This window comes from Paenibacillus sp. MZ04-78.2 (assembly GCF_024213375.1).
Classification (GTDB): domain Bacteria; phylum Bacillota; class Bacilli; order Paenibacillales; family NBRC-103111; genus Paenibacillus_G.
Window position 1 is genome coordinate 93082 of the sequence record NZ_JANAVJ010000006.1, and the last position, 13633, is coordinate 106714.

At 56.8% G+C, this 13633-nt stretch carries 13 protein-coding genes; all 13 read left to right on the forward strand.

From position 1 onward, the window contains the following. Positions 1 to 9 precede the first annotated feature (9 nt). The 13 genes from NLX71_RS07075 to NLX71_RS07135 all read left to right on the forward strand — a co-directional run bounded on the left by NLX71_RS07075 (position 10) and on the right by NLX71_RS07135 (position 13462). Complete coding sequence (locus NLX71_RS07075; RefSeq protein ID WP_010493235.1) at positions 10 to 210, forward strand: copper ion binding protein; 201 nt, start codon at positions 10 to 12, stop codon at positions 208 to 210. Positions 211 to 310: 100 nt separating this feature from the next. Continuing rightward, the gene (locus NLX71_RS07080; protein WP_254362787.1) at positions 311 to 2554 is read left to right on the forward strand and encodes a heavy metal translocating P-type ATPase; all 2244 of its coding nucleotides are present in this window, start codon (positions 311 to 313) and stop codon (positions 2552 to 2554) included. A 230-nt stretch (positions 2555 to 2784) separates the two neighbouring features. Further along, on the forward strand, positions 2785 to 3510 hold the full coding sequence (locus NLX71_RS07085; RefSeq protein ID WP_254362788.1) for a response regulator transcription factor: 726 nt from the start codon (positions 2785 to 2787) through the stop codon (positions 3508 to 3510). Next, complete coding sequence (locus NLX71_RS07090) at positions 3507 to 4577, forward strand: sensor histidine kinase (RefSeq protein WP_254362789.1); 1071 nt, start codon at positions 3507 to 3509, stop codon at positions 4575 to 4577. Before NLX71_RS07085 ends, NLX71_RS07090 begins: the two co-directional genes overlap by 4 nt. An 87-nt stretch (positions 4578 to 4664) precedes the next feature. Further along, entirely contained in the window at positions 4665 to 5522 is an 858-nt protein-coding gene (locus tag NLX71_RS07095) for a hypothetical protein (protein ID WP_254362790.1), read from the forward strand. Positions 5523 to 5978: 456 nt separating this feature from the next. After that, a complete protein-coding gene (locus tag NLX71_RS07100; protein ID WP_254362791.1) occupies positions 5979 to 6785 on the forward strand; it encodes an ABC transporter permease in 807 nt (268 codons plus the stop codon). 3 nt (positions 6786 to 6788) lie between these two features. Further along, complete coding sequence (locus tag NLX71_RS07105) at positions 6789 to 7598, forward strand: ABC transporter permease (RefSeq protein ID WP_254362792.1); 810 nt, start codon at positions 6789 to 6791, stop codon at positions 7596 to 7598. Between the two features lie 152 nt (positions 7599 to 7750). Continuing rightward, positions 7751 to 8869: a radical SAM/SPASM domain-containing protein gene (locus NLX71_RS07110; protein WP_254362793.1), complete on the forward strand. Its 1119-nt coding sequence runs from the start codon at positions 7751 to 7753 to the stop codon at positions 8867 to 8869. Between the two features lie 21 nt (positions 8870 to 8890). Then, on the forward strand, positions 8891 to 9886 hold the full coding sequence (locus NLX71_RS07115; RefSeq protein ID WP_254362794.1) for a Gfo/Idh/MocA family protein: 996 nt from the start codon (positions 8891 to 8893) through the stop codon (positions 9884 to 9886). 47 nt (positions 9887 to 9933) lie between these two features. Beyond that, on the forward strand, positions 9934 to 10209 hold the full coding sequence (locus NLX71_RS07120; protein ID WP_254362795.1) for an acyl carrier protein: 276 nt from the start codon (positions 9934 to 9936) through the stop codon (positions 10207 to 10209). 57 nt (positions 10210 to 10266) lie between these two features. Then, complete coding sequence (locus NLX71_RS07125) at positions 10267 to 11439, forward strand: radical SAM protein (RefSeq protein WP_254362796.1); 1173 nt, start codon at positions 10267 to 10269, stop codon at positions 11437 to 11439. Positions 11440 to 11477: 38 nt separating this feature from the next. After that, positions 11478 to 12461 carry a 3-oxoacyl-[acyl-carrier-protein] synthase III C-terminal domain-containing protein gene (locus tag NLX71_RS07130; RefSeq protein ID WP_254362797.1) on the forward strand — a complete coding sequence of 328 codons (984 nt, stop codon included), beginning with the start codon at positions 11478 to 11480 and terminating at the stop codon, positions 12459 to 12461. Beyond that, a complete protein-coding gene (locus NLX71_RS07135) occupies positions 12458 to 13462 on the forward strand; it encodes a hypothetical protein (RefSeq protein WP_254362798.1) in 1005 nt (334 codons plus the stop codon). Before NLX71_RS07130 ends, NLX71_RS07135 begins: the two co-directional genes overlap by 4 nt. Positions 13463 to 13633 lie beyond the last annotated feature (171 nt).

Here is a 13633-nt window from a genome sequence, read left to right on the forward strand (position 1 = left end):
CGATCCCCTATGCAAACCATTACGTTGAAAGTCGAAGGCATGTCCTGCAATCATTGCGTCAATTCCATTGAAGGGGCTTTGAAGAACATCGGCGCGACCGGCAAGGTCGACTTGGCCGCGAAATCCGTTCAAGTGCAGTACGAAGAGTCGAAAACGAATCCGGATGCGATCAAAGCTGCGATTGAAGATCAAGGCTACGACGTGGTTTAATCCGGGTTTCACCGGTTTTGCCGAGGCGCGGCTCCGGCCGCTCCCTTTTTTTGATTAAAATATACCCCATACGGGTATATTGGAGAAGAGGTGCTTAGCGATGGAACAGCGATTGGAACAACAACAGCAGCCGGATCAGCAGCAAGCCTCGCTTGCTATTACGGGCATGACCTGCGCAGCCTGCGCGAACCGGATCGAGAAGGGCTTGAACAAGCTCCCCGGCGTCGGGAAAGCGACGGTGAATTTTGCGCTGGAGACGGCCCACGTCGAATACGCCGGGCAGGCGGTATCGGTGGACGAGATGATCCGGAAGGTCGAGCAGCTCGGCTATAAAGCGGGGCTGAAGGAGGAACGGAAGGACGACGGCGACCACCGGCAAAAAGAAATTGCCGCGCATCGCACGAAGCTGATTTTCTCCGCTATTCTTTCGTTCCCGCTGCTGTGGGCGATGGTCAGCCACTTTTCGTTCACCTCGTGGATTTACTTGCCGGACGCGCTGATGAATCCGTGGGTGCAGCTTGCGCTTGCGACGCCGGTGCAGTTCATCATCGGCTTGCCGTTCTATACCGGCGCTTACAAAGCGCTGCGCAACAAGAGCTCGAACATGGATGTGCTCGTCGCGCTGGGTACGTCGGCGGCTTATTTTTACAGCCTGTACCTGACGCTGGAATGGGCCGCGGCAGGCTCTCCGTCGCACCATGGCATGCCTTCCATGTATTACGAGACGAGCGCCGTGCTGATCACGTTGATCGTGATGGGCAAATGGTTCGAAGCGCTGGCGAAGGGCCGCTCCTCGGAAGCGATCAAGAAGCTGATGGGCCTGCAGGCCAAAACGGCGCTTGTCGTCCGTGACGGCGTCGAGCTGAACGTGCCGGTGGAAGAGGTGCTGGCCGGAGACGTCGTGCTGGTGAAGCCGGGCGAGAAAATTCCGGTTGACGGCCTTGTCCTCGACGGCATGTCGGCGGTCGACGAATCGATGTTGACCGGCGAAAGCATCCCGGTCGAGAAAAAGCCGGGCGACGCCGTCATCGGCGCTACCGTCAACCGGAACGGCAGTCTGCGGGTCAAAGCGACGAAGGTCGGCAAAGAAACGGCGTTGGCGCAAATTGTCCGGGTCGTCGAAGACGCGCAAGGCTCGAAGGCCCCGATTCAGCGGGTAGCCGACCGGATCTCCGGCATCTTCGTGCCGATCGTCGTCGGGATTGCGGTGCTTACGTTCTTGATCTGGTATTTTGCGGTTGTTCCGGGCGAATTCGCCAATGCGCTAGAGAAAGCGATCGCCGTCCTCGTCATTGCATGCCCTTGTGCGCTGGGGCTCGCGACGCCGACCTCCATCATGGCCGGATCGGGCCGCGCGGCGGAGTTCGGGATTTTGTTCAAGGGCGGAGAGCATCTGGAATCGATGCACCGGATCGATACGATTGTGCTGGATAAAACCGGCACCGTCACCAAAGGGAAGCCGGAGCTGACCGATGTAAGCATCGAAGCTGCGGACGAAGCGACGGTTCTGCGCCTAGTTGCTTCCGCCGAGAAGCAATCCGAGCACCCGCTGGCGGAAGCGATTGTGGAAGGTATCCGCTCGAAAGGCATCGCGTTCTCCGAAGCGGAACGGTTCGAGGCGATTCCGGGCTACGGCATCGCCGCCGTTGTCGAAGGCCGCGAGGTGCTGGTCGGCACCCGCAAGCTGCTGCGGCGCGAAGGGATCGAATTCGCGCAGGCCGAGGGTGTCATGGAGCGGCTGGAATCCGAGGGCAAAACCGCGATGCTGATCGCCGTGGACCGGCAGTATGCCGGTATGGTTGCGGTAGCGGACGCGGTCAAAGAAACGTCGCAAGAAGCGATTGCCCGCTTGAAGCAGGAAGGCATCGAGGTCATCATGATCACCGGCGACAACCGCCGGACAGCGGAGGCGATCGCCCGCCAGGTAGGCATCGACCGCGTGCTGGCCGAGGTGCTGCCGGAAGGGAAGGCCGCCGAGGTGAAGAAGCTGCAGGCGGAAGGGCGCAAGGTCGCCATGGTCGGCGACGGCATCAACGATGCGCCGGCGCTTGCGACGGCCGACGTCGGCATCGCCGTCGGCACGGGGACGGACATCGCCATTGAAGCGGCTGACGTGACGCTCATGCAGGGCGATCTCATCCGCTTGCCGGACGCCGCGGCGATGAGCCGGAAAACGATGGCGAACATCAAGCAAAACTTGTTCTGGGCGCTGGCGTACAACACGCTCGGCATTCCGATCGCTGCGCTGGGCTTCCTTGCCCCGTGGGTGGCGGGAGCCGCGATGGCGCTGAGCTCGGTATCGGTGGTGCTCAATGCGCTCCGATTACAGAAGGTGAAGCTCTAAAAGTCCGGTGAATAACGAGCGGAGCAACGGAAAGCATTCTGTAGAAACGAAGGTGGTCGCCTTTGTTTCCGGATTTCAACCTCAAGAGGGGTTGTGTCATGTGGAAATCCGGGAACAACAGCGATCGGAAGAATGCTTTGGTTGCGCAGCGGCCTGTTATTCACCGGACTTTCAAGCAGAGCGGAAGGCGGGTGCCCGGTTGCCGGGCGCCCTTCTTTCGGTGAATACGGATGTCGGAGAGGAGTTGCAAGGCCGCGGTGAACAAAACGATTCTCATGGTCGACGACGAAGCGAAAATCAGGGATGTCGTCACTTCTTATCTGCAAAAGGACGGGTACCGCACGCTAGAGTCCGCCAGCGGCTCGGAAGCGTTGGACGTGCTGGAGCGGGAGGCGGTCGATCTCGTCATTTTGGACCTGATGCTGCCCGATATGTCCGGCGAGGAGGTATGCCGGCGTCTCCGGCAAAGGTCTTCGCTGCCGGTCCTGATGCTGACGGCCAAGGTATCCGAGAACGACCGGGTGACCGGGCTGTCCATCGGCGCGGACGACTACGTGCTGAAGCCGTTCAGTCCGCGGGAGGTGGCCGCCCGGGTCCGGGCGATCCTGCGCCGCACGCAGGACGACGCTTTGCTGGCGGACCGGATGGCGTTCGGCGACGGCGAGCTGGTTATCCTCACGTTAAAGCGCGAAGTTTACAAGCAGGGCGATCCGGTCGCTCTGACGCCCAACGAATACAAGCTGCTGCTCACGCTTGCCCGCCACCCGGAGCGCTGCTTCACGAGAGACGAGCTGATCGAGAAGGTGCTCGGCTTCGACTTCGAAGGCGACGAGCGGACGATCGATCAACACGTCAAAAACCTGCGGCAGAAGATCGAGCCGGTTCCGAAAGCGCCGAGATATATTGTAACGGTGTACGGCGCAGGCTACCGGTTTGCCGGAGGAGTTTTGCCGTGAGAGGGCTGTATGCCAGATTTGCGCTCGTGTTTATCGGACTGGCGTGCGGGATTCTGATCATGGCGCTTTTGGTGCTGCTTGTGCAGGCGCACCGCCATTTTATGATGTACCAGCAGCAGGCGGCGGCGGGCGCGGATATGGTGGCGTTCAATGCGCATCTGGAACAGGCGATTGTCCAGTCGGTCGTCTGGATTGCCGCCGGAGGTATCGTCTTGGCGGCCTTGGCCGGTTTGTACGCGGCGAAGCGGATGGCTGCGCCGCTCATGGCGATGAAAGCGATGGCCGTCCGCATGGCCGGGGGCGAGCTGGAAGCCCGTACGGAGGTTCGCGGGAACGACGAGCTCGCCGATTTGGCGCAAGCGATAAACGAGCTGGCCGCGCAGTTGGAGAAGCAGGAGCGCCTGCGGAAGACGATGACCGCCGACGTTGCCCATGAGCTTCGCACCCCGCTGGCTACCTTGAAGAGCCATATGGAAGCGATGGTGGACGGCGTTTGGGAGCCGACGCAGGTCCGGCTTGCGGCTTGTCACGAGGAGGTCGAGCGGCTGAGTCATCTGGTCGGCGATTTGGAGCAGCTGACGCAGATGGACTCCCCTCAATTTCGGCTTCGCCTGCAGATGGAAGACTTGTCAGCCATCGCCGCTCAGAGTGTGGAGACCGTCAAAGCCGCTTTTGCACAAAAAAAGGTCGCCCTCCGGTTCGCGGCCCCGGCCCAACCGGTGCTGGTCCAAGCAGATCGGCGGCGAATCGGGCAAATTTTGGCCAATGTGCTCAGCAACGCATGGAAGTACACGCCCTCCGGAGGCCAGGTCGAGGTGACGGTGGAGCAGGCCGCTGGCGAGGCGCGGGTTGTCGTCACGGATACCGGGATCGGCATTTCCGCCGAGGAACTGCCTTATGTGTTCGAGCGGTTCTACCGCACGGACAAATCGCGGAACCGAACCACGGGGGGAAGCGGCATCGGGCTGACTATTGCCCGGAGGCTGACGGAAGCGCACGGCGGACGCCTAGAAATCGACAGCGAGTTGGGCCAGGGGACGGAGGTGCGGATTTGTTTTCCGGGATAAAGCTTGGGGGCGGGGGGATGATCTTCACAAGATCTTCAAAAGTTCCCCTTACACTAAAAACAACCGAGAGAAAACAGGAGGGTGTTTATGAAAAAAACAGCCATAGCGACATTGCTGGGTACGGCGCTGCTTCTAAGCGCATGCGGTCAGCAGGGGAAAGAAGCTTCGGCCCCGAAGGAAGCCGCGAAGGAAGCACCGAAGGAAGCCGCCGGACACGGCAATCACGGAGGCGGGGCGTCCGAAGCGCCGAAGAGCGCCGAGGTCGTCGCGTCCTTCAAGCTGATGCCGGAGAAGCCGCAGGCACAAAAGGATGCCCCGCTTACGATTCAGATTACGGACAAAAACAACAAGCCGGTGGAAAACTTCGACATTACGCACGAGAAGAAGCTTCACTTGATCGTCGTCAGCAAAGACCTGTCGTTCTTTAACCACATTCATCCCGATTATAAGGGTGGAGGCCGGTTCGACATCACGACGCAGTTTCCGGGCGGCGGCGACTATAAGCTGATTGCGGACTTCGTGCCGACAGGTCAAGGCGCGGCAACGAAGACGGCGTGGATCAGCGTACAGGGCAAAGCGCCCGCAGCCGTGGCGATCGAGCCCGAGTCCAAGCTGGTCAAAACGGTGGACGGCAAAGAAGTCACGCTTGCGATCGACAACCTGAAGGCGGGAATGGACGCGAACCTGACCTTTACGATTCGCGACGCCGCTTCGAAGCAGCCGGTGACGAATCTTCAGCCTTATCTCGGAGCGGTGGGGCATGTCGTTATTTTGAGCGACGATGCCGAGCAGTATCTGCACGTTCATCCGATGGATGAGAAGGCCTCCGGGCCGGACGCCAAATTTATGACGAAATTCCCGAAAAGCGGCATATACAAGCTGTGGGGCCAGTTCCAGCACGAAGGCAAAGTGTTCACCGTTCCTTTTGTCGTGAAAGTGCCTTAAGCGGGAATGCGGCCAGACCAAAGACCGATTCGCAAAAGCCGAATCGGTCTTATTCTTTATAAGGCGGCTCCTACCGGCCTTACCGACAGGCTGCGACATCATATTACATCGTTTGCTGTCTGTCGATAACAGCTATCGTCGTTCTCGCCAAACGCTTGGGTGACAAATGATCCCGACGCACTATGGACAAAGTACCCAGCTTTTAAATACAATGAATGAAAGCAATGGGTTATTTTTACAGGTTATATGGTAATTCGCTCTGGAAATTAGGTAATTTTTTCCTACCGTAAATTTGTCAAGTGCTTTAAGTATGGCAAGATGACGAATGCGCGGTCTTTTGTGGAAAAAATTGTTGATTCGCAAAAATTTTGACGAAAGCCGCAACTCCCCACCATTCACAAAACGGAGGATCGACGGCCGAAGACGGTATCGTCGGACTCCGCGAGAGGTAGCGCCATGGCTCATCGCAAGTATGTCGTCGCGTTCCGCATCGGTTTCCAAAGCTCGCTGGAATACCGCTTTAATTTTTTCCTCTCTCTGTTCAGCGCGGTATTTCCGATCGTCGTGCAATATTATATATGGACGGCGGTGTACGCGAGCGCCGGAGAGAGCGGCTTGTTCGGCTATTCCTATCAAGAGATGATCATGTATACGATCATTGCCGCCGTCGTCTCCAAGCTGGTAATTACGAATATGGAGCACGCCATCGCCGAAGATATCAAAAGCGGCGGATTGAATAAATATATGGTCAAGCCGATTGCGTATTTTGGCTTCCGCATCTGCTCGTTTATCGGGCAGCGATTGATCTATGTGACGATTTCCCTGTTCGTCATTCTGGCTTTAACCTTCGCATTGAACTCGTTCTATAACCAGCATACCGGACTTGAACGATTGCTGGCTTTTTTCCTCTCTCTGTGCCTGTCTGTCATTCTTAGCTTTCTAATTTCGTACGCTCTGTGTGCGTGCGCCTTCTGGTTATCGGAAATTTCCTACTTTTTCGTTGTCACCAGCCTGCTGGTTAATATCATGAGCGGCGGCATGTTTCCGCTTGAAATATTCGGCGAAGGGCTGCAGCAGCTGTTTCGTTTCCTGCCCTTCCACTACATGGTTTACTTCCCTGTCAACGTTTTGAATGGAAAAATAACGGGCGATCTGATTTGGCAAGGCATTGCCGGACAAGGTCTATGGATCGGTGTGATGCTGATCGTCTGCCATCTGGTCTGGAAGCGTGGGATGAAACGGTACTTGGGGCTAGGAGGCTGAGCTTTGAACTTCGTTACCGAACTGCGACGACATCTGCACATCCTGGCGTTATTCGCCAAAAACTCGGTCATTTCCCAGATGGAATACCGCTTTAATTTCATAACGGGCATATTCGTGGAGGCGGCGTTCCTGATGTCCAAGCTGCTCTATGTGATCGTCGTGTACAAAACGAATGTGCGGATCAACGGGCTGTCGCCCGATACGATTCTGATGTTTATGGGAACGCATTTATGGCTGACGGGCATTTACATGGGTTTGTTCTTTAACAATTTCCTGCGTCTCAGCGATCATGTCCGCACGGGCAGTCTCGATCTGATGATAGTCAAGCCGATGTCGCTGCAATTTCTTGTGTCCTTGCGGTATATCGAGGTCGGGATGCCGATTCCGAATATGATAGCGGGGACCATCATGATCGCGATCGGCTGGAGCGCCGCGGGCATTCCGCTTACACTGCTCCATGTCGCCGGATTTGTGGCCTTTCTGCTAGCCGCGACCGTCCTCACGTACTGCATTATGATCATTCCTTCGCTGCTCTCGTTCTGGTTCGTGAATACGTCGGCCGCCAGCGGAATTTCGTACTCCGTATGGGATTCCAACAATATGCCCGCATCCATGTACAACAAGTGGATACAGCGAATAGGGACGTTTGTCGTTCCGGTGTTTTTGATTACGAACTTCGCCCCGATGTTTGTGCTCGGCAAGCTGTCTGCCGCCGAATTGGCCTGGGGCGCGCTGGCCCCGGTTGTCTGCTTCCTGCTGGTCCGCTTCCTGTGGAAGCGGGCGCTGAGCGTGTACAGCAGCTCGAGCTTGTAGCGGAGCATTCGTCCGAAGCGGCCAATGACGATAAGGGAGGTGATGCGGTCCGGAGCAAGCGCAGGCGGGAAGGCTCCGCAGATGAGGCGATCTTAGGCTGAATCGACAGGTCCTATACCAACCATGACTTGAAAATTGGAGGAGGTTAGACGATGTCCGTACAACTTCGCAACGACACGGCTTCAACGATTTCACCGCTCTTGAGTACGTCGGCGCCCCGGTGGATTTGGTTGCAGCTTCTGGAGGCCTGTAATCTAAGGTGCAAAATGTGCTACGAATGGGGCGATAACGGCGCCTACAAGGAACGAACGATGCTGACGCAGCTGGATATTCATGTGGTTAAGCAAATTATCGAGGATTGCAGCCCAGTCAAGCCGTATTACGATCTGTTTGGCGGAGAGCCTCTGATGTATCCGCAAATCGACGAGGTTCTGGCTGCATTAAAATATTACGGAAGCCAAGTCGCCTTCCCGACCAATGGAACGCTGCTGGAAAAGCACGCGGAGATGATTATCGAGAACGAGCCGCATCGCGTTTGGGTGTCGATGGACGGTCCGGAGGAGATTAACGACCAGCAGCGCGGCAAGGGCGTATTCAAGAGAGCGATCCGCGGCATTGAGAAGCTTCATGCGCTCCGGGAGGAGAAGGGCAAGGAGTTTCCGAAGATCGGCACGATCTTCATCATTACCCCGCTAACGTACATGCATGTGGAAGAGCTTTTCTTCAAAAGCATGGATATTACGAAGCTGGATCATATCAGTTTGGAGTTTCAGTCGTTTATTACGCCTGAAGATCACGTAAATTACCGCAATATTTTGAAGAATAATTTTGATCTGGACACGAATGCGGCCGTTTCCAAGGGCTTCGTTCGCGAATTATCCGAGTTTAGCGAGATGGATGCAAAGGAAATCGCCCGCCAAGTGCGCAACATCGAGGAGTACTGCAAGGAGAAAGGGGTTTATTTCAACGCCTATCCGCAGAACATGACCGAGGAGACGGTTGAGCTGTACTTTAGCGGAAACAGCCACAAGCTGTCGCATGCCAAGAAGCGCTGCGAGTTCCCTTGGCTCAGCACGGAGATCAATGCGAGAGGCGACGTGACTTCCTGTCATGCCTTCTATGACTTGACGCTCGGCAACGTAAACGAGCAGCGGCTGGTCGATATCTGGAATGGACCGAAGTATAAGCAATACCGCAATTATTTGAAAAAAAATTCATTCCCGATCTGTCAGGCCTGCTGTCTGAACTTCAAGACGAAGACGGAAAAATAAAGGAAGCACGAGGTTGTGCCTATGAGAAAGAAACGAATCGGCGTGCTCGGCTGCGCTCACATCCTCGACCGGGCGCTGTTCACACCCCTTAAGAGCCTCGAACACCTCGGCGTTTACGCCATTGCGAGCCGGACGAAGTCCAAAGTCGAGTCCTATGCGGACAAGTACGGCATTCCGCACGCGTTCGGCAGCTACGAGGAGCTGCTGGCCTGCGAGGAGGTTGACTTCGTCTATATCGCGCTCAGCAACGAGCTGCATGCGGAATGGGCGATTCGGGCGCTGCAGGCGGGGAAGCCGGTGCTGGTGGAGAAGCAGATCTGTCTGAACACGGAGGAGCTTCGGCAGTTGATGGACGGGCAGGCGGCGTCTGGCTTGCCCGTGCTGGAAGGCCTGATGGTACAGCACCATCCTTGGCAGAGCGAGATTAAGCGGATGATCGACCGCAACGCATACGGCAGCCTCTTGCAGGTAAGCTCGCAAATCTCGGTTCCGTTCCAGGACCCGGAGCGGCAAAACTATCGCAGCTTCCCGGAACGAGGCGGCGGCGCTTTCTATGATTTCGGCTGCTATTGGCTGCAATTCCTGCAAGCGGCGCTGGGGCTGGAGCCGTCGATCTGCGATGCGGAATCGGATTTTGCGGGACCGGGCGGCTGCGATTGGACGTTCCGAGCGGCGCTGGACTACGCGGACGGGGTGCGCGCCGAGCTTGTCGCCTCCTTCGAGCTGCCGGCGGCTTCCCGGCATACGCTTGAATTTGAGCGTGCCGTTGTGACCGTGGACGATTTTTTTCGCGCCAGCATGGGAACGTACCGCATTGCGATTCGCATCCGGGATAAGCAGACCGGGGCGGTAGAGAAGCTGGCCTTCGATCCGCAAAATTATTTCGTGAATCAATTGGCGTTTTTCAGCGATGTGCTGGATGAGATAACAAGCAATGTGCCGATCGTTCAATCGTACGAGCGCATGGCGATGCACGAGCGGCTGCTGACGCTGGCGAGGGCGAAGCTGCCCGGATAACCGCTGGCCTCAGGCTAACCGCTGACTTAGATGAGGAGGGGTTTATTATGGCGATGCAAACCGTGATGAAAATATTGAGTGAAATCAAGGAGTCTCCGGAGCTGCTGTCCACGCTAAAGCCGGAGACGGATATCGTTAACGAGGTAGGACTCGATTCGTTGCAAATGATCAATTTCGTGCTGGCCATTGAAGATGCTTTCGATGTGGAAATCGACTTTGATCATTTCCAGCTTGAACACCTGAACTCCATTCAAGCTTTCGTCGCTTTCTTGGAGAGCGTGAGAGCGGATGTTTCGAACGGGGCAAGCGGCCAGACGGCTTAGCAGCCCGTTGTCGATGAATCATGAAAAACCGTTCGCCGAAAGATGGGAGGGCCGCTCATGCAACCGAAAACGAAAGTTACCTTTGACGGAAACACGTTTCATAATATGAAGCGGACGATTCGCAACATGTCCGTGACCAGCAAAGCGCTGCGGCGCGACCCGACGTTCGCGCTGGATATTCCCGAGGACATCGGTATCAAGCTGAACAACGGCTGTAATCTGCGCTGCAAGCATTGCTTCGAATGGGCGAGCGACGGCTTTCATCACGATATGGCCAAGGAGATGAAGAGTCAGGAGATCGAGTTTTCCCTGCTCGAACGCCTGCTGGAGCAAACGCGCCAGCGGAAATCCCGTTTGTTCCTTTGGGGCGGCGAACCGCTGTATTACAGCAAGTTTGACGAATTGGCCGACTTGCTGGAACGCGATCCCCGTAATACGACCGTTTGTACCAATGCGCTGCTCGTGGAGCAGAAGCTGGATTCCGTGCTGAAAATATCGAAGGATATGACGCTGCTCATCAGCTTGGACGGCTTTGAAGCGGAGAACGACGCCATTCGCGGGAGGGGCACGTACCAGAAAGTCGTCCAAACGGTGAAGCTGCTGCTGGACCTGCAACGAACTGGCGAGTATCAGGGCCGCATTTCGCTCAGCCTGACCATTAGCGATGCGATGGTTACGAAGCTGTACGATTTCATGGAATACTTCGAAGACCTCGGCGTCGATACGGTCTACTTCGTGTTTCCCTGGTATATCCCAAGCGAGATTGCAGTAAAGATGGACGACTACTATACGCAGTATTTCCCTTGGCTGGAAGCGGCGCAGCAGCAGCAGCGGTATAGCTGGCATTCCTTCACCTTCCGCGTCTCGGAATCGAATATCGAGCCGCTCGTCGCCGAGATTGACCGGATCAACGGGCGGGTGTGGGACAGCCGAATCCGGTTTCAGCCAGCGCTGGAGCGGGACGAGATCAGAGACTTCATTCTTGGCTCCGAGAAGCCGGCGATGAAGCGGGAGCAATGCCTTGCCATTGCCAACCGGGTGGATGTGATGCCGGACGGGAAGGTCAACCCGTGCAAGTTTTTCCCCGAGTTTACGCTCGGCGACTTGAACGGGACGGAGCTGAAGGACGTGTATCATAGCGAAAGCTTCCGTCGGCACCGGGAGACGCTCGGTCGCGGATTGACGCCGATCTGTTCGCGATGCGTGCTGCTCTATAACTACGGCAGATAAATCCCGCAACCAAGCGGCGACAGGAAAGAGGGCTGCGGATGATGCAAGGGCGGTTTCATATGGATGACTTCTCCGTCTATCGGCCCGAGCTGACGGTACCGATGGCGGACATCATTTCAAACGCGGTACATTGCGGGTACCCCCTTAAACACGATGAGGCTTATTACCGGGAGCGGGGGTTCGAGACCGTTGCGGTCGAAAGACGCCTGTCGATGGAGGAAATGGCGGAGCGGGCACTTGAGCCTGTAGCGGAGCGTTGCAGGCGGGAAGGCATCGAGATCGGGGAAATCTGGTTTGCGCATACGTCACAGGTAGCTTGGCATGAATGCAATCTGTTCAAAACGATGCTGCTGCGCTGGGGCTGGGAGCATGTTCCCTTGTACCCGGTCGAGGAGCATTCCTGCTCGACGTTCCACTGGTTTCTGCGCATGGCCGCCTATCCGTTGGCCCGTGATCCGGACAAAGCGGTGCTGTTCGCGACCGCCGATCTCGGTATCCATCCGTTCTACTATATCAATGAGTTCGTCCTTAGCGGGGACAGCGCCAGCGCCTGCTTATTCCGCCGGGAATACGGCGATCATCAAACGCTTGCCGTAAAGTATAAAACGGCAGGCAAGGTCTACGATAACGATCCGTCTCGCCTGCGGCGGTTCCATGCGACTTTTTATATGAGTATTCGCAAGATGATGCTGGAGACGCTTCACGAAGCCGGGCTCACCTTTTCCGACATCCGTCTCGTCGTGTGCGGCAATACGACCCGGCAGGTTTGGGAGACGGTAGCCAGTTCGCTGCGGGTTTCGCCGGATATGTTTTACTACGCCACCTTGCGCGAGGTCGGGCATATTACGAATGGGGACATCCCTTACAATATTTGGCGCGCGTTAGCCGACGGGGCCTTGCTGCCGGGGGACTATTATTTGACGGTTACCATCGGCACAGCCGGAACGCTCGGCTGCGCCCTGCATCGGTATGTGCCGATGAATCGGCCCGGGATTCCGGCCAAGGAGGAAGGGGAGCCATGAGCGCGCAAGTTTTTCCGGAAGGCAAGAAGCTGTATATTAGCGGGCTTCGGTGCATCGTTCCGGAGGCGGAATGCTCCTTGGAGGCCTACTGCGCGGAGGCGGGACAGCCATGGGAAGATAGTCCGCCCAAATGGCTGTTCGCGCATGCGGGAATGTCCTCGCCTTGGCCGACCGTGGAGCCCGGTCCGCCGCATTCTTCGCTTCCCGCGGTACGGATTCCGGTGTTCGAAAAGCATCCCGTCGACTATTTGTGCGAGGAAGGGAAGCGCCGCTTCGGAGCGGACCGGAGGTTTGATCTGATCTGCTACTGCCACGAAACCGTGCAGCGTCCGCTGACGACCTTGCCGGGGTTCAAGCTGTGCGCCGAGTTCGGGCATCGTCATGTACTGCCGTTCGTGCTCGGACAGCTCGGAAGCCTCGCCTGTATTCGGGCGATCGACTGGTACAGGCGCATGCTGGAGGATGGAGAAGGGACGAACGGCTTGCTCTGCATTGCGGATCGAACGGAGTATCCGTTCAGCCGGACGCCTTGGACAGGCTCGATCAAGGGGGACGCTGCGGTGTTGTGCACGGTAGCAACCGAAGCGGGCGAGTACGAGGTAACGAAGTGCTGCATTCGGCCGTTCCTTCAAGCCGGACCGATGCGAACGTGGACGACGGCCGATTACGAACGGATGATGCTGGCGCTCGCCCGTCTAGCCGGGCAAGCGCTTCAGGAGATGAAGGCGGCGGGGAACGCGCCTGATCGGCTGGTGATTCAGAACGTGTCCGCTTCCTTCGTGGCGGCTGTCGGCGAGGCTGGGGAGCGCTGCGGGATTCCCGTTTATGTAAGGCAGACGCGGAAAGCGATTCATTTTTTGGGCAGCGATCCGTTCGTTACCTTGCAGGAGGCGGAGGACAGCGGCCAGCTTCGGGAGGGACAGTCGGTGCTGCTCCTGTTTGCCAGCGCCGATTTCGGCATCGGGCTGCTGACGCTTCGCAAGGCCGGGGAAGGCGGATAGCCTCTGAATTGTAGTCTATGCTAAGAATCGCGAAAAAGATCGCCTTCCCTGTGTGGTGGACGGCGGTCTTTTTTGCGATGCACATATTGACGCTGCTGTTTGGAACGTTTATTAAACTTTCCGTAAGATAAAATAAGTCATTAAAACGGATAAAATCCGATATGTACAAAT